Source organism: Saccharopolyspora sp. NPDC049426 (genome assembly GCF_040676935.1).
GTDB lineage: Bacteria > Actinomycetota > Actinomycetes > Mycobacteriales > Pseudonocardiaceae > Saccharopolyspora.
In genome coordinates, this window is the sequence record NZ_JBFAPZ010000009.1 from 23977 (window position 1) to 49508 (window position 25532).

Here is a 25532-nt window from a genome sequence, read left to right on the forward strand (position 1 = left end):
CGATCACCCGAGGAAAGAGTCGAGGACGACAGTTTCCAGACCGGTCGCACGGCCGACGGCGGCGTTGGTGATGCGGCCGGCCTGGGTGTTGAGACCCATTGCCAGGCTGAGGTCGTCGCGACAAGCCTGTCGCCAGCCTTTGTCAGCCAGCGCTACCACGTACGGAAGTGTGGCATTGGTCAGCGCGTAGGTGGAGGTATTGGGCACTGCTCCCGGCATATTAGCCACGCAGTAAAAGATCGAATTGTGCACCTGATAAGTGGGGTCCGCATGGGTCGTGGGCCGGGTGTCTTCAAAGCACCCGCCCTGATCCACAGCAATGTCGACTAGAACGGAGCCGGGCTTCATCCGCGAAACGAGCTCGTTGGAGACCAACTTCGGCGCCGCGGCACCAGGAATCAACACCGCACCGATCACGAGGTCGGCCTGGGTTACCTGCTCGTCGATCGCCAGCTTCGACGACGCCAACCCGTGAACCCTATTGTTGTAGCGCCAGAACGACATCCGAAGCTTGTCCAGGTCCGTGTCCAGCAGCGTGACGTTCGCTCCCATGCCAAGTGCGATGTTGGCCGCGTTCTGACCCGCGACCCCCGCACCGATGACGATCACCTTCGCGTTGGCCACGCCGCCGACACCTCCGAGCAGCACGCCACGGCCTCCCTGAGCCTTGAGCAACGCTTGAGCACCGGCTTGTGGGGCGAGACAGCCGGCAACCTCCGACATCGGATAGAGCAGCGGCAAGGCGCCGGAGGGCAGCTGCACGGTCTCGTAGGCGATCCCGGTGACTTGCTGCTCCACGAGCTTCTCGGCCAAGGGCTTCTCCGCGGCCAGGTGCAGGTAGGTGAAAAGCACAAGGTCTGGGCGCAGCCTGTGGTACTCCTCCGAGACTGGTTCCTTAACCTTCAACACCAACTCGGCGTCGCCCCACACTTCGTCGGCATCAGAGATGATCTTGGCGCCTGCGGAGAGATACTGCTCGTCACTGATCTGCGATCCGACTCCAGCACCTTCCTGGACAACTACTTCGTGGCCACGGGTGGTCAGCTCGTGCACGCCGATCGGAGTGATCGCGACCCGGTACTCGTGGTTCTTGACTTCCTTAGGGACGCCGATCTTCATTGCATCTCTCCTTGGTTGAAATCTCGTATGCTCTTGCGACGCGCAATGGGCGGTGATCGGAATTCGGTGGTCATTCGTGCCCAGGTGATGGCGACGGGACCGGTGACAACGCGGAAGTTCCGGCGGTAACGCCGGTACGTGGACTCAGGTCGTGTGTGGGGGACGCGAGATGAAACGATCAGTAGGCTCGTTGCTTCCAACACAGGGTCGTCGCATCACCACCCGCGGGCTGGTTTTTGGCCGGTTGGCCTCCGACTCGGGGGCGCGTGGTGTCGAGTTGGGAGGCCTGAGATGTTCCCGAGAAGGTGCCGCTGACGCTGTGGTTGGTCAGCGGCACCTGCCGGTCAGCTGGCCTCGAAGGTTCCGTCCGGACGGAGCCGACCCACAGCGTCGCGGATGGCACTGGCCAGGCGGCGGATCTGGTCATCGGTGATGACCAGCGGTGGTGACATGGCCACGACTGGTCCCAGCTCGCGGACGATGACGTGGTACTCGTCGCGCAGCAGGTCCGCGAGTCCCTCCCCTACTGGGAACTCGAACGGTGCCCGGGTCTGCGGATCCGCCACGAACTCGAGTGCCGCGAGCAGCCCTCGGCCTCGAATGTCACCGACGAGCGGGTTGTCGGCCAGCGGCGCCAGCTCCGCTCGCAACAGCTCGCCCTTGCGCTTGGCCTCCGTTGCAAGCGACTCCCGTTCGATGATGTCGATGTTCTCCAAGGCGGTCGCACACGCGACTGGGTGCCCGTAGTAGGTGAAGCCGTGGTGAAAGCCGTCTTCGCCGGCGATGACCTCGCCAATGTCCTCGCGCATGAGCACAGCTCCGAGAGGAACGTAACCGCTGGTAATGCCCTTGGCCACGGAGATCATGTCCGGCTCCATCCCCGCATCCGGAGACGCGAACCAGGACCCAGTGCGACCGAAGGCGGTAACCACCTCATCGGCAATCATCAGGATCCCGTGCTTCTTGAGCACCGTGCGGACCCGCGGCCAGTAGTCATCAGGTGGCACGATGACGCCTCCGGCGCCGATGATCGGTTCACCGATCATCGCGGCGATGTTCTCGGCGCCGATGCGCTCGATCGTTGCCTCAAGCTCGGCAATCAAGAAGTCCGTGGCCGGTTGACCGTTGTAGAACTCTTCGTGGAACGGGTATGGCACGGTGAGGTGCTCAACCTCAGGAATGCCTTCGCCGAAGCCGTGGTGGTACTGATCGAGGCCGGTCGCCGTGCCGCTGCCGTAGCCGACACCGTGGTACGCAAATTGCCGCGACAGAATCCAGCGGCGCTGCGGTTCACCCCGGCGGAAATGATAGAGCCGGGCAGCCTTGATAGCTGTCTCGTTGCTCTCGGAACCACCACTGGTATAGAAGATCTTCGACAGGTTCGCGGGAGCGAGCTCGGTCAGACGTTCCGCCAGTGCGATCGCCTTGTCGTTGGAGAACTCCCAGAAGCTCGTGAAGTATGCCAGCTCCCGCATCTGCCGTGCCGCTACTTCAGCGATCTCCTCCCGGCCATGGCCGACCTCCACCAGCCACAGCCCTGCGGTGCCGTCGAGGTACTCGGTGCCATCGGCGTCCCACAGCCGGCACCCTTGCCCCCGTACCAGCACACAGCGATTGCTGATCGCGCCGTGCAGGTTGGGGTGAACGAGGTACTTCCGGTCCAGCTCTGCGAGCTCGGTTCCGCTTCGCGTCGTCTGTGGACTCGTCATGGTCATTGTCGTCGTTCCTCTCGCATCGATCGGCTCGTTGTGCTGTCGTACGGGTGCTCGATCACCAAATTCGGCCAACAACGCCACAGCTTCTGACCTGGAAAAAGTCCCGCAGTCGCCGCTCACCACTGGCCAACTCGCACGACGCGGCTGGGCGCCGGTCAAGTTGTGAACTGACTATGAATAGGCATCGAAGGCCTGGACAACGACGAATCAGAGAACACACAATCGCGTACCACGATCGCCGAGGTCGGACGTGGTACGCCTACGAAGACATGCCGGGCGGAAGTCGCCTCGTGGACTTGGGAGCCGATATGGAGACACGCCAGCTCCGTTACGTGGTGCGGTTGGCCGAGACGCTGCACTTCGGTCGCGCAGCGAACCTGGAGCACATCGCGCAGTCGGCGTTCAGCGGCCACGTTGCCCGTCTCGAACGCGAACTTGGTGTTCAACTGTTCGACCGGAGCCACCATCGCGTCAGTTTGACCCCTGCGGGAACGGCTTTCGTCGAGCGGGCCGAACAGGTGTTGGCGCAGTTGACCGAAGCCGCGGCCGAAGCACGGGCCCAGGCCACCTCGGAGCACCAGGTTCTCCGGATCGGCACTTTCGCTCAAGCTGCCGGTGAGCTCCTGCCTACCATCCTCTCCGTCTTCCAGCAGATCCGACCGGACGTGCGGATCGAATTCACCGAGCTGACGATGATCGACCAGCTCGAGAAGCTCGTGGCCGGCGACATCGACGTGGCTGCCGTCCACGCACCGTTCGAGGACCAGCGGGTCGTGCTCAAACCCATCTTCACCGAGCCGCGGCTCGCTGCAGTTTCCCGAAGGCACTCACTGGCCGATGCGGCCAGCATCTCCGTGGATGATCTGCTCGACGAGTCGTTCGCTCTGGCCGACCCCCACGCCCCGCCAGGCTGGGCTGCGTACTGGGCCTGTGACGAACGCCGTGGCGAGCCCGGGAAGGTAGCAGCCCAAGTACGTTCAGTCGGAGAGTGCCTTATGGCGATCTCATCCCTCGACGCGGTTGATACGGTCCCGGAAACGACGACCCGGTTCTTTCAACACCCCGGGGTGACCTACGTACCACTGTCCGACGACACCGCGCCAGCCACCGTTAACGTCGCTACCCGGCGAGAAGACCGTCGACAGCACGTACAAGCATTCCAAACGGCAGTGGACCAAGCCATCAGCGGACATCTCGGATTGGTGCCAAATGCCTGCGCACCAACATTCGACCCAAGAAACCATTCCTGAAGGCACTTTATTCTAACAACATCTCGCCGTCGGCTTTTCGGCACTTCGATTACGCGATTGCCATTTTTGGGAGCCCGCCTCGTTTAACTTCCTGAACAGATGGAGCAGGCCAGTGGTAATTCTCGAATGAATGGGCGAATTCGCTGCGAACACTGAACGACCTTGGAATGGCAGATTATTGCGCAGTATTCGATGTACGGCGCACGTAGGCGCGGGCAGCACGGGCGCGGTCACCGCACCGCGTCGAGCACCAGTGGCGACGACCGTTGCGGATCAGGAACCGGTTGCAAGGAGTCGAGCCGCAGGCGGTAAGGCGTTCGGCGTCGGGCCCAGTGAGGAGGTCGGCGGCGTCGGCGGCAAGCGTCGCCAGAGCATGGTCGACGACCTGCGTCGTGGGGTGCGGCGTGGCACGATAAGGACCATCCTTATCGTCCCACTGCAGCAGTGGCGCAGTCGGCACCCGCGTCAGTGCATCGTTGATCGCGGACAGCGCGGCGGGCAGCGCGGGCAGGCCAGCCACACGTGATGCAAACAGCGCTCTGACCTGCTCGCGCAACGAGCGCAGCTGACTCGCGCACATTTCCCGCATGTCCGTCTCTACCGGCGCGAGCCCACGTACGGACAGCCACTCGTTCGCTGCGGCCGGGCTGCCGAGCAGGTCCACGCGGTGTCCGCCCGGCAGCGCGAGAGAACTGTTGGCGAGCGCGAGAGAGTGGTGCTCACCCTCCCCCGGCGCCGGCGGCAAACCAGGCTCAAACGTAGCGAGCTCCTCCATACCATCATGGTACGCGCTCGCGACATCCATGATACTCACGGGTTATTGGTTTATACGTGTTCTCGCCCACTGCGAGATCCCCTCGTCGATAATGGCCGAGCTTCTCAGCCAAGGGCCACAGCCGCCCCATCGGTGAATTCCCACGAACGCGATCCGGCAGTAACCGCCTGGCCGGATATTGCAGCTTGCCATTAATCAGAGTTGATCATCACTAAAGACACCGTCGAACGAACGGTCTCGGCATTGCGGGCAGGAGGTTGCGCACATGTTCCTGGCCCGCGATCAAGCACGATACGGCGGTGGAGTACAGCGGGCATGTCGTGTGTGGGGAATCGGCGTAGTAGCCGTCAGCGAACACGATGGCGTGGCGAGGCTGCACCGGGCCGTCCCGGCATTGTCAGCTCGATCGTCGGCACGGCGATGCTGGACTGCGTGATCGTTGCTTGACTCCGCGTCGGACGCGCCACCGGCCTAGGCCATCGAGCAGATCGTATCCTGGCGCCGAACACACAAGTCGTCCGCTCATCGGACCACGGATTAGCTGGCCGGCGTGGGTTTCGTATTCAACCGGCGGCCTGTGCATCGACCTCTCACTCGGCTCGGCCGCGGCAGGCAAAAGTTCATCGACCCCGGCGACGAGCGCAACCGCCAGAACGAGCGAACGTGTGGTTTGCCACCCACGCCATCGAGCACATGCATCGGATCGTCACCCACAACGACGCCTGCTACTGGTCCGGGACTTCGCTCGACTCCTCGGCACCAACTCGCGACACCAGCAGATCAAGCCATACACCCAGCGCACAACGGCAAGGTGGAGCGCTACCAACGCATCCTGGTCGAGGAACTCCTCTACGCCCCTGCGTTCGCCAGTGAGAAGGCTTGATGAGCGGCGATTGCCGTCTGAACATCCATTACAACTACCACCAGTCACACAGTGGCTGCTGCGGTGCGATGAAGAGCGGACTGACCAAGCCCCACACGGCGAACACCGCGAAGCCCAGAGCAGGTTCCGCCGGCAGCAGGGCTGCGGCGGTGAAAGCGAGCGCAATGCCCGCGAGCCCGACAGCGAGGGTGCAGTCTCCGCCGAAACGGCCATATGCGCGAGCACCAAAGGTGTTGCCGCACAGAGCCACGACGCCAAAGAGCAGCAAAATGACCGAGACCGTCCCGTCCGACGCGCCGAAACGCTGGGCGAGGTAGGCACCGGACACCCCGTACACGACGTACTGAGCAGTGAGGACCAACAGCGTCGTCCACAAGATCGGCTGGGCACCCGGGGTACGCAGCGCTGTGGCGAAGTCGCGCATCCGCGCTCCGGCGTCCGTGGGCAGTGGCGGTAGGAGCGACATGAGCGCGGTCATGCTCGCGAGCACCAGCGCGGCGAGCACTGCCAGGGTCCAGCGCCACCCGATCACTGCGCCGACCGCGGAAGCCAGGGGCGCACCGAGGACCATGGCGGCTGTTGCGCCGAAGCCGAGAACTGAGAGTGCCGGGCCCGTCGTTGCGGTGGGACGAGCCTCGCAGCGACGATGGACGCGGTGGGGGCGAAGATCGCCGCACCCAGCCCCTGGAACAGGCGCGCGCCGACCAGGACCGGCAGCTGCGGTGCAAGGGCGCCGGCCACGCCGCCCATCAGCATCAGACCCAAGCCCAGGAGCAGAGCCGATTTTCGATTGATCGTCCGCAGCACCAGCGCGGCGATTGGCGCACCGAGGGCGAACACCAGGGTGTACACGGTGACCAGCATCCCGCTTGTGGTGGACTCGACTCCGAGCTCGTCGGTGATCAGTGATCCGAGTCCCACGACGGCAAGAGCGGTGGCCACCACGGCGAAGTAAGCCAGAGCCAGAGCCAGCAGGGCTGGGAGCCGCGAACGGTGCGCCATCAAGACTCCAATACGGAACGGTACGTAATAGATTTACAATACGCACCGTTCCGTATTTAATACTAGCCAGCAGACGACCACACCACCTACGAGATCGGAGCCGTAACGTGTCCGACGCCTATTACGACCTCGGCGAATACCGCCGCGAGGTGACGACGTCCTCCGCGGAAGCCCAGTTGTGGTTCGACCGAGGTCTGCGGTGGGCGTACTGCTTCAACTTCGACGAGGCCGTCCGCTGCTTCGAGCGCTCGGCACATCACGACCCCCGGTGCGCCATGGCGCACTGGGGCGTCGCCTTCGCGAAGGGGCCCAACTACAACAAGGCATGGCGCCTGTTCGACGCTGCCGACCTTGAGGAATCCATCACCCGCGCCCACGCCGCGCTGGAACGGGCGCGCACCTGCGCCGAGCAGTGCACACCGTTCGAGCGGGCGATCATCGAGGCGCTCGCCGCGCGGTACCCCACCGACGGCCTGCCCGAGGGACCGGATGACTTCGGCGCGCTCAACGTGGCCTACGCCGAAGCCATGCGCGAGGTCTACCGGGCGCATCCCGACGACCTCGACGCCGCGGCGTTGTTCGCCGATGCGCTGATGTGCGTGAGCCCGCGCGCGCTGTGGGACCTGGACAGCGGAGAGCCGGTCGGGTACGGCACCATCGACGCCCTCGAGGTGATCGAAAAAAACCTGACCGACGTCGAGGGCAACCAGCACCCGGCCCTCAACCACCTCTACATCCACCTGATGGAGATGTCGCCTCGCCCAGAGATCGCGTTGCCGGCGGCCGACCGGCTGCGGAACATGGCACCCGACGGTTCGCACATGGCGCACATGGCCACACACATCGACGCCGCGTGCGGCGACTGGCGCCGAGTCGTGGACTCCAACGCCGTCGCGGCCGATGACGAGTACTTCGCACGCGAGAACCCGCGCGGCTGGATCTGGCCCTACCGCATGCACAACCTGTGCGTCCTGGCCTACGGCGCCATGATGTCGGGCAGGTCGCACGAGGCCGTGCGGGCCGCGCAACGGCTGGACGAGATCATCACGCCCGAGCTGCTCCAGATCACCAGCCCACCCATGGCCGACCTGGTGGAAAGCTACCGCTCCACCCTGCCGCATGTTCTCATCCGCTTCGGCCGCTGGACCGAGATTCTCGACCTCGAACTCCCGCAAGACCAGGAGCTGTTCTGCGCCACCACGACGATGCTCCACTACGCGCGCGGCATCGCCCTGTCCGCGCTGGGCCGCATCGATGAAGCCGAGGTGGCCCGCGACGCCTTCAACACCGCCCGAGCCACGGTCCCCGAATCACGGCTCAACGCCGTGCCGGCCCGGGAAGTCGACGTGCTCGAGGTCGCCGACTGGATGCTCGACGGCGAGCTCGAATACCGCAAGGGCAACGTCGATCACGCCTTCGCTTCGCTCCGTCGTGCCATCGAACTCGAAGACGCGCTCCCCTACACCGACCCGCCTGCCTGGCTGCAACCGGTGCGCCACGCCTACGGCGCTCTGCTGATGGAGCAGGGACAGTTCGAAGAAGCCGCCTCGGTCTACCGGGCAGACCTCTACCTCGACCGCACCCTCGCCCGCCGGCGCACCCACCCCAACAACGTGTGGAGTCTGCACGGACTTCACGAATGCCTGACCGAACTCGGACGGACCGATGAGATCGAGCGGATCGCCCTCGCCCGCGACATCGCCACCGCCACCGCCGACGTCCCGATCGCCGCTTCCTGCTTCTGCCACTTGAGCGCCTTCACCGAAGACCCGACCGGCTGCCACACGACGGCACCGCCCGCGGAATCCGGGGGATGCATCGAGCACGCATCCTCACAAATCCCCGACAGGTGATCTCACGTCTCACCGCCAGCTCGGCCGCGGGGCCCGGCGCGGGTGCGCCGAGGCCTCCGCAAGGCCCGTGACCAGCGGGCACGCACCACGCAACGACACGGGGATGAAGTAACCTGACCATCGTGCAGGGACGACCACGAGACCCCGCGATCGATGCGGCGATCCGCAAGGCGGCGCTCGACATCGTCGCCGAGCGGGGGTACGGCACTTTGACTATGGAAGGCGTTGCGGCGCGCAGCGGCGCTTCCAAGCAGGCCGTTTACCGTCGTTATGCCTCCAAGGGCGAGTTGTTGCTGGCCGCCCTGGACTCCGTTCTCCACGAGACCCTCCCCACGCCGGACACCGGGAGCTTGCGAGAAGACCTGCTGCTTCTCATCAGGGCAGGCTTCGACATGCACCGGTCAAACAACAGCGCCTTCAGCCAGGCCGTCGCCGCGGAGACAGCCCACGGCTCGGATTTCGCCAAGCGGGCCCTCGAGTCCGTCATCAAGCCGCGCCGGGAATTCTTCCGCGACGTCTTCGGCCGCGCGCGCGAGCGCGGCGAAGTGACGTGCCCCGACGACGAGCTGCTCATCGATCTCATCTACGGGCCGATGTGGTACGCCCTGCTGTTCGACTTCAACCGGCTCACTGACGCTTACGCCGAATCGCTCACCGACGCCGTCGTCGCGGCGGCCCGCCGGGGCTGAGAGTCCCGGCACGCGTGACTTCCGCGCGAGAACTCGAGGCGGCCAGGTACTCCACATTGGACCCATTTGATGATCTAGTCGCGCACCGCATCCGTTCGCCTGCACGAGATGGGCTGCCACTGCCGCCGTCGTGGTGAATGTGAACGCGCCCAGCGCGAGCGACTTGCGCACGTCGGTGGTGCCAGGGAGGTGGTGGCGTGACCTCACGTACACCACTAAAATGCCAGTCTCAGCAGTGCCACGACCAGCAGCACCGTGACCGTTCCTCCAATCTGCTGCTGCCAACCAAGGTCCACGCCACTTCCACTCCGGCGTTGCGATCGTTCGCGAAGCGTGCTGGACCCGGTCTCAAGGTCGGACACGGCACAGCAGGCGACGCGGACCGAGGATCCGCGTCGCCTGCTGTGCCGCCAGCGGCGTTCGCCGGCCGCGTTAACCCGCGTCACCGCGCGGCGCAGGAACTCTGTCAGAGCCGACGCTCGGGAGGTTCATGTACTCGGCGGTGCGGTTGCCGTCGAAGGTCGCGCTGAGCGTTTGCTTCGGCAGCAGCGGGACGGCAGACTCGCACCACGCGATACCGCTCTCGTCGGTGACGGCGGTGCAGCCACCCGCGCCATTGACGTCGAAGGTCACCGACTGTCCCGCGGACGTCCCCCACCCGCTCGAAACGCGAGCGGACAAGCGCGTGGTGAACGGCCTCGCGTCGAGGATCTCGGTGGCCGTCGTCCGCCACACCGGGATGGTCGCAGCGGGATCCACCTGTGCAGCTCGCGCTGCCGCGCACTCGCGCCAGATCGCGGCGGCGCGCAGGGTCTTCTCGGTCCCCATGACGAACGGGTTCGGGTCGCGGGTTCCCGCATCGCGGATCGCGTTCATGTGCCCGGTGGAACCATCCGACAGCGGATGGGTGTGGATCGTGCCGGTTGCGCCGTGCTCCTGCGCCAGCCGGTAGGCCCGCTCGGTGCCTTCCAGGTACTGCCTCGATCCCTCAACGGTGTCCGGAATGCCCGCGCGGCCGTTCAACAGCATCAACTGGCGCGCTCCGTTCTGGTGGACCGGGATCAGGGCGACCAACGAGCCGGGCGTGTGCCCGGGCACCGATTGCGCGACGATCGTGCTGCCCCCGATGGTCACGGTCTGGGGCTGCGGGTTCGCCGAGTCGATGAGCTTCGGGGCGTAGGTCTTGCCGGTGGCATCTGCGGAGCCGAGGTAGATGGGCAGATCCGGTCCGAACACGGCGCGCAGCTGGGCCGCGCCACCATCGTGGTCTTCGTGCCCGTGGGAGAGGAACGCACCCTCCAGCGGGTGCTGCGGGCCCATCCCCAAGGACTTCAGGGCGGGGAGGGTGTAGGTCATCACCTCGCTGCTGTTGTTCAGGGTGTCCAGCAGCGCGAACCCGCCGTTGGCCGTCTTGAGGATGTACTGGCCGACGTACTCGTCCCCGATGTACCAGAGGTCGTCGAAGACCTGCGTCAGCGGAACCCGAACACCCTTTCCGGCTCGGTACTCGTCCCGGACGGCCGGGTCCTCGACCTCGAAGCAGGAGTACTTGCGGTAGGTGTCAACGAGCTCCTGGGCACCGAGCGCGTCCTTGGTGGCCGCCTCCAGGTGCAAGTCCACCTGCGAGGGCTCCGCGGCGGACGCCGGCGATGCGACCACCGGCGAACCGGTGACGGCCAGAGCGCTGGCGAGTAAGCAGGTGATCATCTTTGATCTGCTGCTCAACGTATCTCCTCTGATCGGTTGAACGGACCGACTGCCGACGACGGCAGTGGGACGGTGCGGGCCGGGAGTCTCCACCCGGCCCGGTGAAAGCACCTCGACCGCTGGGTTCAGCGACCCCGGCACGTGAACTCGGGACTGCGGCGTTGGTTTCCGCGTCAGTCGTGGACGCTGAAGTCTCAGTGCTGGACGACCGCAGCGACCACGACCGCAGCCGTGGTCTTGTTCGCTGTGCGCTCGCGCAGAGCGATCTCGGGTTCCATCGCCCGCAAGTCACTCGGCGGCCACGACCGCACAGTTGAAAAACTGGGACAGTGTCTCGATGATGTAGGCAGTCTCTGCGGATCGCCTCTCCGATGTCAAGAGAGGGCACCAGGAAGGCGGGCACAGCGGTTCTCGCCCGAGGTGCGGCGAAACTGCTCGAGACGCAAGGATTTCAGCGCGAACCCAGCCCGGAGCGGATACTGGTGCTCAGTCCGGGCGCTAGGTCTCAGAGGGTGAGCAACCTGGTGATGCGAGCGGCGGCCTCGGTGAGCGTGGTGCCGAGTCGGGCGATGTCGAGTTCGTCCTTGCGGTAGCGCGGGATCGTCAGCGTCACCGATCCTGCGATGCGCGCGTCCTCGAAAAAGGGCGCTGCGATCCCGAAGGCGTCGGGGATCCGTTCTCCGTTGCCCTCGGCCCAGCCGCGATCGCGGACGAGAGCGAGATCGCGTTCGAGCTCGTCCCGCTCCGTCGTCGTGTTGGCGGTGAGGGGTTCGAGCGATTGCTCCTCGATCAGCTCAGGGGTGCAGTGAGCGAGGACCGCCTTGCCCGCGGCGCCGGCGTGCAGCGGAATCGCGGAGCCCGCGGCGAGCCCGTAGTGGACGGGGTTCTGCCCCGGAACGACGGTGGTCAGGACCGCGGTGCGGGCAGAGCGGTCGAATACCGTGAGCGCGGTGGTCTCGCCGGTGTCGGCGGCGAGTCGCGTGAGGTCCTCGGTGAGCAGGTCGGGCAACGGAGGCCGTGGTCCGAGCGCTGCCGCCCAGCGCAGCAACAAGGGGCCTGCGGCCAGATCGCCCTCGTCGGTGGTTCTGGCGATGGCCGATGTTTCCGCTGTCGCGCGAAGACGGGCGACGGTGGAGGGACTGGCACCGATGCGGGAGATGAGTTCACTCCCAGACGACACCCCGCCCGGGTTGTCGGCGAGCAGCGCGAGGAGGCGTTCGAACCTGCCGAGCGCGGTGGTATCGACCTCGCCCGATCCGGCCAGGTCGATCGAACGGGGTCGCTCGGGCTTCTCGACGTCGCCGAGCTTGCCGAGTGCCGCGGCGGCGTCGCGCACGAGCGGTCCGATCTCGGCGAGCTCCTCGTCGGATGTGCTGTAACGGGGTCGCGTGGCCGACACGGCCGCCTTCTCCCCCGTCGCGGCCTGGAACGGTGCGGCAACTCCGGCCGCGAGCGGGATGTGCTGTCCGACGCTGGTGACGTATCCGGCGGTTTCGGCTTCGGCGAGATCCGCTGCGAGCTGTTCCCGGTCGACGATGGTGTCCTCACCGAAGCGCCGCAGCTCCACACCGTCGAGGACGTCGAGGCCGAGGGTGGACAGCAGCGCCTTGCCCGCGGCTCCGGCATGAAGCGGGAGGGTCATGCCGGGGGCGAGCTGGTAGCGGACCGGACCGTCGTGTTCGTGCAGGACGGCCAGAAAGCCCGTGGTCGGCTGCGGCCCCTGCATGACGATCATGATCGTGGCGTCGCATCGAGCGGCGAGGTCGGCCATGACACCCGGAGCCTGGCTCAGCACCGGGTGCCGCACGTGGAGGCGTCCTGCAAGGAAGCGAAGCCGCGGACCAGCCCGGTAGGTGGTTGTGGAGTCGACTTGGGCCAAGCGGCGCTCGACCATGCCTTGGAGGAGGCGGTTGACGGTGCTGCGGGTCTCGCCGATGGCACCGGCGAGTTCGCGGACGCCCCACCCGTTCGGCGACGGCTGAGCGGCCAGGGCATCGAGGATGCGCACGATGCGGTCGTTGCCGACGATGGGCCCCGCGTTCCTGTAGCCGTCGTCGCCCGTCATCCCACCTCAATCCGACGTCACCGAGCTTCGTCCACGTTGCATCGTAATCGCCTGCCTCCATCGGTCTGGCGCTGTCGCGGACGTGCGAGTCATCCGCCATGCCTTGACAGGCACGTGCGCCACGGCCAACACTCTAGCTCACATCTGAGACACTGTCCCATTTTTTTACAGCAATGGAGCTGGCATGTCCATGACTGAAATCGAAGACGGCGCGAACTCCGCGTCCACGCGGGAGCGCAAGGCCAAGAGAGCCACCGCGGCCGCGGTGTTCGGCACGCTCGTGGAGTACTACGACTTCAGCGTGTACGGCTACGTGGCCGCCACGCTGGCCACGGTGTTCTTCCCCAGCGAGGACCCGATCCTGGGCCTGCTGAGCACGCTGCTGGTCTTCGGCTCGGCGTTCCTCGTTCGACCGCTCGGCGCGATCTACTTCGGCCGGCTCGGCGACAAGGTCGGCCGTCGCAAGAGCCTGATCGCCTGCATCACCTGCATGGGCCTGGCCGCCGGTCTGACCGGTCTCCTGCCGGGCTACGCCCAGATCGGCATCTGGGCACCCATCCTGCTGGTCGCTCTGCGCCTGCTGCAGGGCTTTTCGACCGGCGGGGAGATCGGTGGCGCCGCCGCCTACATCCGCGAGTGGGCTCCTGAACGACGTCGCTCGCTCTACATCTCCTTCGTTCCCAGCATCGGCAACGTCGGCAAGGGCCTGGCCGCCGGTGTGACCGCCCTCGTGGCCGTAACCGTTCCCGCCGAAGTGATGCTCGACTGGGGTTGGCGAGTGCCGTTCCTGCTGGCGATCCCGCTGGGCGCGCTGGTGCTGGTGGCGCGCCTGAAGGTCGAGGACAGCCCCGAGTACGTCGAGAACAGCGCGAAGCAGCGCAACAGCGATCACCGCCCGGTCCGAGAGCTGTTCGCCGGTCACCGAGCGGCGCTGATCAAGGTCGTGGCGATCGCCCTGGTGCAGAACATCGGTACCTACGTCGGCACCGTCTTCGTCGCGGTCTACCTCAGCGACGTCCTGAACTTCTCCAAAGCCGCCTCGTCGACGATCGTCCTGGTCGCCGTGCTCCTCGCAGCCCTGCTCATCCCGGTCGCCGGACAGGTCGGCGCCCGCGTCGGCGGCAAGCGCCTGCTGGTGTGGTCCTACCTCGCCTACATCGTGATCGTCATCCCGTCGTTCATGCTGATCGGTCTGGGGTCGGTCGGCATGGCCGTGCTGGGACTCGGGTTGAGCATGATCCCCTACGCGCTCTGCCAGGCGGGCACCTACACGACGATCCCGGAGTTCTTCCCGGTGCAGGTGCGCCACACCGGTGTCGCCTTCGGGCACAGCGTCGGCGCCGTCATCGGCGGCGGTGGCGGCCCCTACCTCGCGACCTGGTTGATCGACACCACCGGCAACAACCTCATCCCCGCTTTCATCCTGGTGCTGGCCGGTGCTCTGGGCCTGGCGGTGTCAGCAATGGTGCGCCGGACCCCCGAGAACGTCACGCACCTCTACCGATAAGTGAGCAGCGCTGTGCCAACGATCTACGTCTCCGACCCCGTTCACGACTCGGTCATCGCCGCCCTTCGCGCCGAGCACACCGTTCACCTGGGTTACGGCCCGGACGCGGTGGACTACGCGACGGTCAGCCCTGACGTCGATGCCGTGCTGTTGCGGGCTGAGGACTTCGGTCGCGACAAGATCGAAGCCTCGCCCCAGCTTCGGATCATCGCCCGGCACGGGGTCGGGACGAACAACGTCGACCTCGACGCCGCCCGGGAGCACGGCATCTGGGTCACCATCACGCCCGGCGGCAACAGCCGTGCCGTCGCCGAGCACGTCTTCGCCCTGACCCTCACCCTGGCTCGCAAGGTCACCACGGCGTCGAACCGCACACGTGGGGGCATCTGGACCGAGGGCAAGAGCGAACTCACCGGCATCGAGCTCCACGGCCGCACGCTGGGACTGCTCGGGCTCGGCAACATCGGCGGTCACGTCGCCGAGATCGGGCGCGCACTCGGGATGGACCTGCTGGTCAGCGACCCCGCCGTCGACGACGTGGCGGTTTCGGCCGTCGGCGGTCGGCGCGTGGATCTCGACGAACTGGTCAGCAGCTCGGACGTGCTCAGCCTGCACGCTCCGCTGGTGTCCTCGACCCGTCACATCATCGGCTCCGCCCAGTTCGACCGGATGCGCCCCGGCGCGCTGCTCATCAACACCTCCCGAGGAGGACTCGTGGATGAGAACGCGCTGCTCACCGCCCTGCGCTCCGGCCGGCTCGGCGGAGCCGGGCTCGACGTCCTCGACGCCGAAAGCACCGATATGCGCGATCCCCTACCGCACAACGAACTCCCGCTCGATGAGCTGGACAACCTCATCGTCACCCCGCACATCGGCGGCCAAACAGACGAAGCCCTGAGCAAGGTCGGGCACGCCGCCGTCAACTGCATCCGCCAGGCCCTCGCCGGCGACACCCCTGACAACACCGTCGTCGTGCCCGCCCGCACCGCGGCCTAGCCTCCGGAGGAGCACCCGTGTACATCAACGCCCCTACCGACACCATCACCGTCACCGAACCGCACGCCCGACCCGACCCCCAGTTGCTCGACCGGCTCGGCAAAGCACCAGCAGCCAACATCGGCGACGTCTTCCAACGGATGCTGGTCCTCGACGGCGGCATCCGCGCCCACTCCGAGAAGACCTCGCTCGTCGGTACAGCCCTGCCCATCCACACCCGCGCCGGCGACAACCTCGCCATCCACCGCGCCCTCGACGAGGCCCAGCCCGGCGACGTCCTCGTCATCAACGGCCAAGCGGACCTGTCCCGCGCCGTCATCGGCGACCTCATCGGCGAGATCATGGTCAACCAGGGCGTTCTCGGCGCCATCGTCGACGGCGCCGTCCGCGACGTCGACGCCCTCTCGGCGCAAGGCCTCGTCGTCTTCGCACGCGCCGTCACCCCAGCAGGGCCGTTCAAGAACGGTCCCGGAACCATCGGCTCCCCGGTCGCCATCGGTGGTGTGGTCGTCTCCGCTGGCGACATCGTCGTCGCCGACGGCGACGGCGTGGCGATCGTCCCGGCTGATCGCGCCGAGTGGGCGGCCGACCGCGTCGAGCAAGTCATCGAGCACGAAGAGCAACTCCGCCACCGGATCACCGCCGCCCGCAGCACCAACATCTCGCACTGAACGCGGTGCTCGCACCTCGCCCTGCACGTACGCCCGCCGAGCCCTGATGGGATCTCACGGTATTGGACCGCCACGGCTGCAGGCAGTGGCGGATGCGGCACACATGGTCGGCCTGCGCCCACCATTCAGCGGACGCAGGCCGACTTCAAACGTCTCCTGCTTCAACTAGTTTCAGGAATCAGATGGGAATGAACCCGTGTGCGGTTCCGTCCTCGAACACCAGTGAAACGGGATCCATCCCACTGCACCACACATGGTTTCCTACGCGAAGCCGCGAGGTGCATGGGGTCGCGACAGTGGGCGGACCGGCCCAGTACGGCTGAGGTTCCGAGGTCGCTCTTGTCGAGGGGCTTGTGCGCCGAGACGGCCTCGGTCCAGGTGGCGGTGTCGGTGACCGCGGCCCAGTTGGAGTGGAGCAGGACCATGAGCGCGTCGTGCACCTGCTGGGCCGAGACCTTGCCCGCCTCTTTCGCCAGGTGGATGGCTCCGGTGGCATCCGAGAGCACCTCGACGGCGAAGCCGAGCGGTTCGGCGGCCGCGGCTTCACGCACGTGGCGAGCGGCACGGTGTCGGTGATGATGGCCATGCCGCTGCCGAGGCTGAAGTTCCAACCGATCCGAGCTGGAAGGGTGAGCAGGCCGACGGAATCATCGGGCGAGGCGGCGATGATCCCGGCACTGAGCTAGGTCTTCGGCACCGGGCGGGACCACTCGGTGATCTCGACGCGCACCGCGGTGCGGGGGCGCCGGATTCCGTACGGGGCACCGGTGTGCACCGCGGACATGCGGTCGACGAGTTCGAGGTCGACGTCGTCGAAGAACTCGACCGCCCGACCCTGGACGATGACGGCGTCGTACCAGCTCACGCGGCCCAGCGCCGTGATCGAGACCAGCGGGTGTGCGCGCAGGTGGGCCAGCCGATCGCCTCGAGCGTTGGCGGCGTCGATGCTCAGCAGCAGGTGCCGGTCGTCCTCGACGAGGTACCAGGTCGGGACGGTGACGGGCTGACCGTCCGGGCGGACCGTGGCGATCACGGCCGGGACCGGCTCGGCCAACGCGGCCTGGACTTCGATGGGCAGCGGTGGGGTGGGCATCAGTTCTCCTCGGTGAGCGGCAGGGTCAGGCGGACGTCGCCGAGGCCCCGGGCGATCAGCAGCTCGGCGTTGGGCAGCGGGTTCCAGGTCCGCTGCTCGGGATCCCATCGGCGTTGGACTCGCTGGTCGCAGGGCGCCTCGACGGTCGCGGTGCGGCCGGGTTCGACGCGGGCGCCGGCCCAGCCGATCAGCCGGATCGGTTCGTCGGGATCAGCGGGCCGGGCGTAGACCTGGACGACCTCGCGGGAGGTGCGGTCACCGATGTTGGTGACCTCGACCCGCGCGCTGCGCGCGATGCCGTGTTCAGCCACGGCCTCGGCGGACTCGTAGCGCCAGGTCCCGTAGCCGAGTCCGTGGCCGAACCAGAACAGCGGCTCCCGGCCGGCCCAGCCCCGGTAGCCGACCCCACCGCCCTCGGCGTAGGTCAGCACCCCGTCGGTGGGCGTGGTGTTCCAGGCCGGGCCGTCGCCGTCCGCTGCGGGGAACGTGGTGACCAGGCGGCCTGCGGGTTCGACCTCGCCGAGCAGTGCGGCGGCCACGGCATCGCCCGCCTCCTGTCCCGGCAGACCGGCCCACAGCACGGCGTCGACGTCGTCGATCCACGGTATGAGCGCTGGTGTCGCCGCGTTGACCACGACCACGGTGCGCTCGGCCACCGCTGCCACTGCGCGCACCAGTTCGTCCTGTCGGCCCGGCAGGGCGAGCGTGGTCTTGTCGACGCCCTCGGTCTCCTGCTCCTGGGTGAAGCCGACGACGACCACCGCTACCTCGGACTCGCAGGCCGCGGCCGTGGCGGCGCGGATCGCCTCGTCGTCGGAAGGCGGGGCCGGGGCGGCGACCAGGCCGATGATGCGCATGCCCGAATCCGCTCGCGTGACGGCGTTGATCCGCGCGCCCGGTGACTGCTCGACGTCGAAACCGCGCGCGGGTGGCCGGTGCAGCCCGCCGCCGGGACCGGGTGACCGGTGCAGCTCCAGCTCCTCGCGCAGGCCGGGTGCGGTGAGTTCCCACCGCCCGGGGCCGCGCACGCCGATGCGCGTGCGCGCGGGCGCGTCGAGGACGAGTTCGGCGGAGAGCTCGATGCTCGCGGCGGAGCCGAGCCAGCCGTCCTCGACGACTTCGACCTCCGTCGCGTCGACGTGCCGGGACTCCAGCACCTGCCCGGAGGCGTCCCGTGCGGTCACGCGCATGCCGCTCTCCCCCGTTTCCGGGTCGCGCACGGCATCGGGTAACGCCGCGATGGGCCGAGTTCGCACCTCGACACCGTCCACAACGGACACCCGTTCCGCACCCAGCGCGCCGGAGAGCCCGTCGGCGATGCCGACCACGTGCGGCGGGCGGATCTGCGCGGAGCCGCCGCCCTGGGCGACGGTGTCGAACGCGTGCCGCCCGATCACGGCGATCGGACCGCCGGAAGCGGTCAGCGGAAGTGTCTCGTCGCGGTTGACCAGGACGGTCATGCCGCCGGCCGCCAACCGGCGCAGGCGTTGCCGGGTCGGCGGGCTGTCCGGGGTCGCGCTCGCGGTCCTCGGCGCGGGTTCGCCCGGGAAGCAGCCGATGCGGGCGGCGAAGCGCAGCAGGCGCCGGAGGTGTTCGTCGATGGTCTCCTCGGCGACCTCGCCGGCCTCGACCGCGGCGACGAGCGCATCGCCCCACGGTCCTTCGGGGCCGGGCATGACGAGGTCGAGGCCGCCGTTGGCGCTGGCGGTCGTGGAGTTGGTGGCGAACCAGTCGGACATCACCAGCCCGTCGTAGTCCCATTCCCCCTTGAGGACGTCGTTGATCAGCTCGCCGTGCTCGGTCGCGGGGGTGCCGTTGACGCGGTTGTAGGCGGCCATCACCGACCACGGGTGGGCGTCGGTCACGACCATCTCGAACGGCAGCAGGTAGAGCTCGCGCACGGTCCGCTCGTCGATGGCGCAGTCGACGGTGAAGCGCTCGGTCTCGGACTCGTTGGCCAGGAAGTGCTTCGCCGAGGTCGCCACGCCCCGCGCCTGCAGGCTGCGCACGTAGCCGGTGGCCAGCGCTCCGCTGAGCAGCGGGTCTTCGCTGAACGCTTCGAAAAGCCGTCCGCCGAGCGGACTCCGGTGCAGGTTGATCGTCGGTCCGAGCACGACGTGCACGTCGTGCGCCGCCGCTTCGTCGGCGAGCAGTTCACCCACCTGCTCGGCCACCCCGACGTCCCAGTGCTGAGCCAGCAAAGTGGCGTTGGGCAGCAGGCACGACTTGCGGCCGCCCGCGAGCTCAGCACCGCGCAAACCGGTCGGGCCGTCGGACATCCGCACCTCGGACAGCCCGATGGCGGGCTCCGCGGGCAGCGCGAACATCGCCGCTCCGGTCAGCAGGCGCACCTTGCGCGCGAGGTCCAGGGCGCCGATCGCCTTGTCGATCACGATCGGCAGCTCGCCCTCGTCGTACCCGGTCATGTCTTCCTCTCAGGCTCGTCAGCGAACCGACCGCACGGGCACGATGGCCAGCGCACCGGCCACCGCGATCACGGCGGCCACGGTCAGCATCAGGTCGTAGTTCTGGCCCGCACCGGCGGAGACCAGGGCCGCGGCCAAGCCCGGAGCGAGCGTCTGCGGCAGCGACATGGCGATGTTGAACACGCCGAGGTCCTTGCCCGCTTCGTCGGGGTTCGGCAGGACGTCGAGCACCAGCGCGAGGTCGATGGCCACGTAGACGCCGAAGCCCACACCGAGCACGACCTCGGCGGCGTAGAAGCCCGTCACCGATTCGGCGTGGGCGAGCATCCAGGTACCGATCCCGAAGATCACCGCGGAGGCGCCGATGAAGACCTTCCGGCGCGAGATCCGGTCCGAGACCCAGCCCGCGAGCTGACCGGCCAGCACCAACGCGACGGTGTAGATCAGCACGCCGGTGGCCATCACACTCGCGGCCTCCTTGGCCGACATATCCATCTCGTGCTGCAGGTACAGCAGCCGGAAGGTGAGGAACATCCACGCCGCCAGCACGATCAAGAACCGCGACACCCACGCGAACGCGAAGTCCGGATGCCGGCGCGGGCTCACCCAGAACGTCTTCAGCACCGCGCGCAGGCCGACGTCGGGTTCCGGGCGTTCCGGCAGCGGCCGGTCGGGCAGGACCAGGACGAACGCCAGGACCAGCACCAGGCCGATCGCACCGGGCACCAGGAACAGCAGGAGCATGTCCTGACCGAGGAACTTCCCGGCGTAGGCAGACCCGACCGTCGACGCCTGCTGCGCGATGCCGATCAGGCCGCCGACCTTGCCGCGCTGCGCGGTCGGCAGCTGGTCGGCCAGCGAGGCCGTGTGCGCGGCCACCGCGGCATTGCCCGCGATCTGCCCGAACAACCAGCCCAGCGCCAGCACCCACACGTTCGGCGCCACAGCGATGACCAGCAGTCCCAGCATCAGGCCGAGCGAACCGGCCACCAGCCACGGGCGGCGGCGGCCGAAGCGCCCGGTGGTGCGGTCGCTGATCCGGCCGAAGACGGGGTCGAAGACCAGCGCACCGACCGCGCCCGCCGTCGTCACGACACCGACCACGGCGACCGCCTGATCGGGGCCGACCAGCGTCTGGACCTTCAACGTGAGCCCGGCGATCAGGGGCGCGGTCAGGGCGAGCATCAGCCCCAGCCGCGCGAGCGTCATGGTGGCCACCACGCGCCCGCTGGCCTTCTGCTGCGGCGGCGGGAGCAGCGACGCCGGCGGCGCGGCGATCTCTCTGGACACGGAGTTCTCCCTTGAACTCGACAAAGCCGACGAACCATCGAACGCACCAGGCGAACGATGGAGCAAAGCCTGAATTAGTCCATTGACCGACACAAGATGCCGCATTTAGTTTGATTCAGTGCATAAAGATGACGTGGCGCTGCGCAAGGTGCTGGCACTCGTCCGCAACGGCGAGGCCACCAGCAGAGCCGAAATCGCCCGCCGGACCAGTCTCGCCCGCTCCACCGTGGGCCAGCAGGTCGACCACCTCGTCTCCCGAGGCCTGGTCAGCGAGGACGAGGGCAGCGAGACGGTGCGCGGCCGACCACCGCGAGTGCTGCGGATCAGCCCACAGGCGGGCGTGATCGCCGCCGCCGACGTCGACGGCACGGCCACTCACCTCGCGCTCAGCGACCTCACCGGGAAAGTCCTGGGCCGGGAGGTCACGACGATCCCGATCGAGGCCGGACCGGACCGAGCGCTCGACGAACTGGGAGAACGGATCCGGTCCCTGGCGGCCGACCACGCCCCCGACCGGCCGCTGCGGCACGTCGTCGTGGGCTTGCCGGCCCCGGTGACCCCCGACGGGTGCACCGTCAAAGCCCCGGTGACGCTGCGGGCGGCGACCATGTCCGGCTGGGACGGCACCCCGGTCGCGACCCACCTGCAGGAGATCCTCTCCGTGCCGGTCACGGTCGACAACGACGTCAACCTCATGGCCCTCGGGGAGTCCTCTCACGACGACGCGCAGGGACCGCTGCTGTTCATCAAGGTCGGCGCCGGCATCGGCTCCGGCGTCGTCACAGCCGAGGGAACCGTGCTGCGCGGCGCCGACGGAGCCGCCGGCGACATCAACCACCTCCGCATCGCCCACGACAGCGAGGTCGTGTGCGCCTGCGGGCACACCGGATGCCTCGGCTCGGTCGCCTCCTACCGCGCCGTGCTCAACGACCTCGGCATCCCGTTCGCCGAAGACCCGCTGCACGGCTCCCGGCGACTGGCCGAGCTCGCCGCCGGTGGTGATCCGGCCGCACTGCGGCGGATCCGCCGCGCCGCAACGCATCTCGGCGACGCGGCGGCCCTGCTCATCCAGGTCCACAACCCGCGCACCCTCGTCCTCGGCGGACTGCTCGCCCAGCTCAACGACGAGGTGCTCTCCGGGGTCCGGGCCGCGGTCTACGACCGCGCCGCTCCGCTGTTCACCCGCAAGCTCACCATCACCACCAGCGCCCTCGGCGACCGAGCGGGCGTCACCGGAGCAACCACCCTCGCCCTGGACCGGGTCTTCCACGACGACGGGCTGGCGCGCCTTCTCAGTCACCGATGATGTTCGGCCACCCCGAGATCATCAACCCGTCCGCATAGAACGAGAGAATGGCCTCGTCGAAACCGGCGAACGAGCATGGTAGGGAGCGCACCGCCTCCAGAGGGGCCTCGCCCTGGCGACGAGCCTTGCTCTCAGCACGGCTCTCAGAGTTCAGGTCGACCAGGGCGCCAAGGGCGTTGTCGCACAAAGCCACGCCGCCGAGGGTCGGCAAATTGGCTGAGGCCGTCCCGTCCGATGGCCCTAAACGCATCTGAGACCTGTCGAACACCTGCCAGAGCCAGGTGGGACGCGCAGGGACACCCCCACAACCCTGTCCCGCCCGCCCACCACTCCACGTTTTCCCAGTTCACAAGCAACCTGACCTGTCCCGGCACCGGTGTCCCAGCTGGAACCTCGTCGGGACACATGGGACAGCAAAAAGCCCACTGCTTCAACCTGTTTCGGGGAGCAGAAGTCGGGTGAATAGTGTGCAAGTCCGTCCTCGGACACAACATCAACCCCAGGTCAAGCCTCTGAACTGGGGTTTTTTGGTAGGCAAGTTTCGGTTGAGCTCTGCTGAAATCTCTTGACCAGCAGGTTTACTTGTGGGGGTGCACGTCCCCTCCAGATTCGCGCACTAACCACACGTTGCGATCGCTGAGGCCCTCGGCGATGGGATTGGGCTGGCCCCTTGGACGGACCGACCCAGGGCGTGCTGCTACGCAGCAGGGCGAAGCACCTCGACGGGGCGGAAGTGCAGGAGATCGTTTCGCCGTCGTCCGGGGCGCCTTTGATGGGAGCGGTGCCCTGTTCGTAGGCGGAGGCCGGGGTCATCGCTCCTGGCGCATTGACCACAACCGTAGCCCCGGTAGATGTCGCGTTTCGCCGTGTCGATGACGTGAGTTAGGAGTGTGTGCGGCGGAGGGTTTCCGCGGCTTCGCGGATCTCGGGCAGGCATTCGTCATCGACTCCCGCGGCCCGCAGGGCGGCGTCGGCGCCGGTGCGGGCGAAGTCGTCGGGGTCGAGGCGCAGCGTGTCGCGCCGGATGAGGATGACGCTCTCGACGACGCCGAAGACGAAGTCCGCGCGGGCCGTCTGCTCAGGTCCGGCGAGGGTTTCGACGAGGATCCGGTAGGCGTCCTTGAGCTCGGTCCGCTGGCGGCGGAACTCCTCGAACCGCGGGCCGGCGATCTCCGGCAGCAGGTAGAGCGCGCCGAGGTTGTGCTCGCCACCGGCGAGCAGCGCGATGTCGGTGCGGCACAGCGCCCACAACCGAACCGCCGGGTCCTCGGTGCGCTGCAGCAGTGCGGCGGCGAACTCCGCCGAGGGCCGCACGGTGCGTTCCAGCAGCGCGGCGAGGACGTCCTCCTTGGTCTCGAAGTAGTGGTAGAGCGCGGCCTGCCGGAGCCCGGCCCGCTCGGCCAGCGCGCGAGTGGTCGTGGCGGCGAACCCCCGTTCGGTGAACAAGGCCGCACCGGACGACAGCAGGTCCTCCCGCGAGTCGCCGGTTCCCGCCGATCCCGCCCTGGGCCGTCCCACCTTCGTTCGCACGCCCCCATCATGCCCGACCTCGATGGCCCGCGAACGCGCGACGGGTGGGTTCCGCCCGGCCGCGAAACACGGTTCTCACACCGGCTAACCCAGACGTGATCTCGTCGCCACACCCACGTCTTCGCAGGTCCCTAATTTCTGTCGTGCGACAGAAATAGACCTCAGGGAGGTCGCGTGACAGCCACCCAATCCGACGAGCTGAGCACCTTCGGCTACCGGCAGGAACTGCGCCGGACGCTGGGCTCGTTCAGCGCATTCGCCGCCGGCTTCTCCTTCGTGTCGATCCTGACCACGGTCTTCCAGCTGTTCGGGCTCGGCTACTCCTTCGGCGGCACGATGTTCTTCTGGACCTGGCCGGTGGTGATCGTCGGCCAGCTGTTCGTGGCGCTGAACTTCGCCGAGCTCGCCGCGCGCTATCCGCTGGCCGGGTCGATCTACCAGTGGGCCAAGCACCTCTCGCACGGTTTCGCGGGTTGGCTGGCCGGTTGGATGATGCTGCTGGGCTGCACGGTGGCGCTGGCCGCCGCGGCGATCGCGCTGCAGGTGGTGCTGCCGTCAGTGTGGAGCGGATTCCAGCTGGTCGGCGGCGATCCGTCGATCACCTCGCCGAGCGGCGCGACCAACGCGGTGCTGCTGGGCAGCGCGCTGATCGTGTGCACCACGGCCGCCAACGCCGCCGGCGTGCGGGTGATGGCGCGCATCAACGACATCGGCGTGGCCGCCGAGCTCGCCGGTGTTGCGGTGCTGGTGATCGGTCTGGCGCTGTTCGCGGTGCGCGGCCCGCAGGTGGTCACCGATCCACTGCCCGCCACCGGGACCGGCGCCGGGCTGCTGGCGTCCGCGCTGATGGCCGGGTACGTCCTCTACGGCTTCGACACGGCGGCCTCGGTCGCCGAGGAAACCGTCAACGCCCGCCGAGCGGCGCCGCGCGCAGTGCTGCGAGCACTGCTGATCTCGGGCATCGGCGGACTCGCGGTGATCCTCGTGGCGCTGATGGCCGCGCCGAGCCTGACCGACGGCAACCTCGCCGACCAGGGCCTGCCTTACGTCATCCAGGCCGTCTTCGGCGACGCGCTGGGCCGGGTCTTCCTCGCCGACGTGGCGATCGCGGTCGTGGTGTGCACGCTGACCATCCAGACCGGCACCATCCGGCTCTGCTACGCGATGGCCCGCGACGGCGCGCTGCCCGCGTCCGCGCGGTTGGCGAAGGTGCACCCGCGCACTGGCACGCCGCTGCTGCCGGCCCTGGTCTCCGGCGCGGTCGCGATCGCGTTGCTGCTGGTCAACCTGGGGAACCCGACGATCTTCAGCGCGATCACGGGCACCTCGGTGGTGGTGGTCTACGTGGCCTACCTGCTGGTGACGTTCCCGCTGCTGCGCCGCCGGATGCGCGGCGAGTTCCCGGCTCGCCCAGGGCTGTTCTCGATGGGCCGCTGGGCGTTGCCGGTGAACGCCGCCGCGGTCGTCTGGGGCGTCGCGATGATCGTCAACATCGCCTGGCCTCGCCCGGAGGTCTACGACACCGCGGGCACCGGTTCCCCGTGGCTGCTGCTGTTCCCGCTGGAATTCCTCGCCCTCGCAGCCCTCACCGGCTGGTCGTGCTGGCGCGGCGTGCGCCGCGAGCCCGACGCCCGACCCGTTCACGCATGAAGGAG

The 25532-nt window shown here is 67.6% G+C and carries 19 protein-coding genes and 1 pseudogene; 9 read left to right on the forward strand and 11 right to left on the reverse strand.

Annotated elements, in window-relative coordinates; all coding sequences use genetic code 11:
- Nucleotides 1-3: 3 nt before the first annotated feature.
- A complete protein-coding gene (gene ald, locus AB0J78_RS20195; RefSeq protein ID WP_363791172.1) occupies nucleotides 4-1119 on the reverse strand; it encodes an alanine dehydrogenase in 1116 nt (371 codons plus the stop codon).
- 344 nt (nucleotides 1120-1463) lie between these two features.
- Nucleotides 1464-2834 carry an aspartate aminotransferase family protein gene (locus tag AB0J78_RS20200; RefSeq protein ID WP_363791174.1) on the reverse strand — a complete coding sequence of 457 codons (1371 nt, stop codon included), beginning with the start codon at nucleotides 2832-2834 and terminating at the stop codon, nucleotides 1464-1466.
- Between the two features lie 308 nt (nucleotides 2835-3142).
- Here AB0J78_RS20200 and AB0J78_RS20205 point away from each other — a divergent pair, with 308 nt between their 5' ends.
- A complete protein-coding gene (locus AB0J78_RS20205; RefSeq protein ID WP_363791176.1) occupies nucleotides 3143-4084 on the forward strand; it encodes a LysR family transcriptional regulator in 942 nt (313 codons plus the stop codon).
- Nucleotides 4085-4259: 175 nt separating this feature from the next.
- Here AB0J78_RS20205 and AB0J78_RS20210 read toward each other — a convergent pair whose 3' ends face one another.
- Nucleotides 4260-4859 (reverse strand): CGNR zinc finger domain-containing protein, encoded by a 600-nt coding sequence (locus AB0J78_RS20210; protein WP_363791178.1) that lies wholly within the window; start codon nucleotides 4857-4859, stop codon nucleotides 4260-4262.
- A 917-nt stretch (nucleotides 4860-5776) separates the two neighbouring features.
- A pseudogene (locus AB0J78_RS20215) lies at nucleotides 5777-6744 on the reverse strand (MFS transporter).
- 107 nt (nucleotides 6745-6851) lie between these two features.
- Here AB0J78_RS20215 and AB0J78_RS20220 point away from each other — a divergent pair.
- Both AB0J78_RS20220 and AB0J78_RS20225 read left to right on the forward strand, forming a co-directional pair.
- Nucleotides 6852-8597 carry a hypothetical protein gene (locus AB0J78_RS20220; RefSeq protein ID WP_363791180.1) on the forward strand — a complete coding sequence of 582 codons (1746 nt, stop codon included), beginning with the start codon at nucleotides 6852-6854 and terminating at the stop codon, nucleotides 8595-8597.
- Between the two features lie 122 nt (nucleotides 8598-8719).
- Nucleotides 8720-9286 carry a TetR/AcrR family transcriptional regulator gene (locus AB0J78_RS20225; RefSeq protein WP_363791182.1) on the forward strand — a complete coding sequence of 189 codons (567 nt, stop codon included), beginning with the start codon at nucleotides 8720-8722 and terminating at the stop codon, nucleotides 9284-9286.
- A 432-nt stretch (nucleotides 9287-9718) separates the two neighbouring features.
- Here AB0J78_RS20225 and AB0J78_RS20230 read toward each other — a convergent pair whose 3' ends face one another.
- Both AB0J78_RS20230 and AB0J78_RS20235 read right to left on the reverse strand, forming a co-directional pair.
- Nucleotides 9719-11011, reverse strand: coding sequence for a hypothetical protein (locus AB0J78_RS20230; RefSeq protein WP_363791184.1), 1293 nt, complete (start codon nucleotides 11009-11011; stop codon nucleotides 9719-9721).
- 487 nt (nucleotides 11012-11498) lie between these two features.
- Nucleotides 11499-13058 carry an IclR family transcriptional regulator C-terminal domain-containing protein gene (locus AB0J78_RS20235; RefSeq protein ID WP_363791186.1) on the reverse strand — a complete coding sequence of 520 codons (1560 nt, stop codon included), beginning with the start codon at nucleotides 13056-13058 and terminating at the stop codon, nucleotides 11499-11501.
- Between the two features lie 184 nt (nucleotides 13059-13242).
- On the opposite strand from AB0J78_RS20235, the gene AB0J78_RS20240 reads away from it, so the two are divergent.
- The 4 genes from AB0J78_RS20240 to AB0J78_RS20255 all read left to right on the forward strand — a co-directional run bounded on the left by AB0J78_RS20240 (nucleotide 13243) and on the right by AB0J78_RS20255 (nucleotide 16918).
- Nucleotides 13243-14565, forward strand: coding sequence for an MFS transporter (locus AB0J78_RS20240; RefSeq protein ID WP_363791188.1), 1323 nt, complete (start codon nucleotides 13243-13245; stop codon nucleotides 14563-14565).
- Nucleotides 14566-14577: 12 nt separating this feature from the next.
- Nucleotides 14578-15561, forward strand: a complete 984-nt coding sequence (locus AB0J78_RS20245; RefSeq protein ID WP_363791190.1) for an NAD(P)-dependent oxidoreductase — start codon at nucleotides 14578-14580, stop codon at nucleotides 15559-15561.
- 17 nt (nucleotides 15562-15578) lie between these two features.
- The gene (locus AB0J78_RS20250) at nucleotides 15579-16232 is read left to right on the forward strand and encodes an RraA family protein (RefSeq protein WP_363791192.1); all 654 of its coding nucleotides are present in this window, start codon (nucleotides 15579-15581) and stop codon (nucleotides 16230-16232) included.
- 434 nt (nucleotides 16233-16666) lie between these two features.
- The gene (locus tag AB0J78_RS20255; protein WP_363791194.1) at nucleotides 16667-16918 is read left to right on the forward strand and encodes a hypothetical protein; all 252 of its coding nucleotides are present in this window, start codon (nucleotides 16667-16669) and stop codon (nucleotides 16916-16918) included.
- Here the strand turns inward: AB0J78_RS20255 and AB0J78_RS20260 are convergent.
- From AB0J78_RS20260 to AB0J78_RS20270, 3 genes are read right to left on the reverse strand one after another with little or no spacing between them, the layout of a single operon-like run.
- Nucleotides 16915-17325 carry a pyridoxamine 5'-phosphate oxidase family protein gene (locus AB0J78_RS20260; protein WP_363791196.1) on the reverse strand — a complete coding sequence of 137 codons (411 nt, stop codon included), beginning with the start codon at nucleotides 17323-17325 and terminating at the stop codon, nucleotides 16915-16917. The two genes, AB0J78_RS20255 and AB0J78_RS20260, sit on opposite strands and share 4 nt — an antisense overlap.
- Complete coding sequence (locus AB0J78_RS20265; RefSeq protein WP_363791198.1) at nucleotides 17325-19751, reverse strand: glycoside hydrolase family 3 C-terminal domain-containing protein; 2427 nt, start codon at nucleotides 19749-19751, stop codon at nucleotides 17325-17327. The genes AB0J78_RS20260 and AB0J78_RS20265 overlap by 1 nt, the downstream gene beginning before the upstream one ends.
- 18 nt (nucleotides 19752-19769) lie before the next feature.
- Entirely contained in the window at nucleotides 19770-21041 is a 1272-nt protein-coding gene (locus AB0J78_RS20270; RefSeq protein WP_363791201.1) for an MFS transporter, read from the reverse strand.
- 133 nt (nucleotides 21042-21174) lie between these two features.
- Here AB0J78_RS20270 and AB0J78_RS20275 point away from each other — a divergent pair, with 133 nt between their 5' ends.
- Nucleotides 21175-22347, forward strand: coding sequence for an ROK family transcriptional regulator (locus AB0J78_RS20275; RefSeq protein ID WP_363791203.1), 1173 nt, complete (start codon nucleotides 21175-21177; stop codon nucleotides 22345-22347).
- On the opposite strand, the gene AB0J78_RS20280 is transcribed toward AB0J78_RS20275, so the two are convergent.
- Nucleotides 22334-22540: a hypothetical protein gene (locus AB0J78_RS20280; RefSeq protein WP_363791205.1), complete on the reverse strand. Its 207-nt coding sequence runs from the start codon at nucleotides 22538-22540 to the stop codon at nucleotides 22334-22336. The genes AB0J78_RS20275 and AB0J78_RS20280 overlap by 14 nt on opposite strands.
- 689 nt (nucleotides 22541-23229) lie before the next feature.
- The gene (locus AB0J78_RS20285) at nucleotides 23230-23877 is read right to left on the reverse strand and encodes a helix-turn-helix domain-containing protein (protein ID WP_363791207.1); all 648 of its coding nucleotides are present in this window, start codon (nucleotides 23875-23877) and stop codon (nucleotides 23230-23232) included.
- 174 nt (nucleotides 23878-24051) lie between these two features.
- Here AB0J78_RS20285 and AB0J78_RS20290 point away from each other — a divergent pair, with 174 nt between their 5' ends.
- Entirely contained in the window at nucleotides 24052-25527 is a 1476-nt protein-coding gene (locus AB0J78_RS20290) for an amino acid permease (protein ID WP_363791209.1), read from the forward strand.
- Nucleotides 25528-25532: the final 5 nt, after the last annotated feature.

Excerpts from the sequence above, each read along its gene's own strand:
- ald (WP_363791172.1), bottom strand. The coding sequence starts at position 1,119 with ATGAAGATCGGCGTCCCTAAGGAAGTCAAGAACCACGAGTACCGGGTC.
- AB0J78_RS20205 (WP_363791176.1), top strand. The coding sequence starts at position 3,143 with ATGGAGACACGCCAGCTCCGTTACGTGGTGCGGTTGGCCGAGACGCTG.
- AB0J78_RS20260 (WP_363791196.1), bottom strand. The coding sequence starts at position 17,325 with ATGCCCACCCCACCGCTGCCCATCGAAGTCCAGGCCGCGTTGGCCGAG.
- AB0J78_RS20235 (WP_363791186.1), bottom strand. The coding sequence starts at position 13,058 with ATGACGGGCGACGACGGCTACAGGAACGCGGGGCCCATCGTCGGCAAC.
- AB0J78_RS20200 (WP_363791174.1), bottom strand. The coding sequence starts at position 2,834 with ATGACCATGACGAGTCCACAGACGACGCGAAGCGGAACCGAGCTCGCA.
- AB0J78_RS20210 (WP_363791178.1), bottom strand. The coding sequence starts at position 4,859 with ATGGAGGAGCTCGCTACGTTTGAGCCTGGTTTGCCGCCGGCGCCGGGG.
- AB0J78_RS20265 (WP_363791198.1), bottom strand. The coding sequence starts at position 19,751 with ATGACCGGGTACGACGAGGGCGAGCTGCCGATCGTGATCGACAAGGCG.
- AB0J78_RS20240 (WP_363791188.1), top strand. The coding sequence starts at position 13,243 with ATGTCCATGACTGAAATCGAAGACGGCGCGAACTCCGCGTCCACGCGG.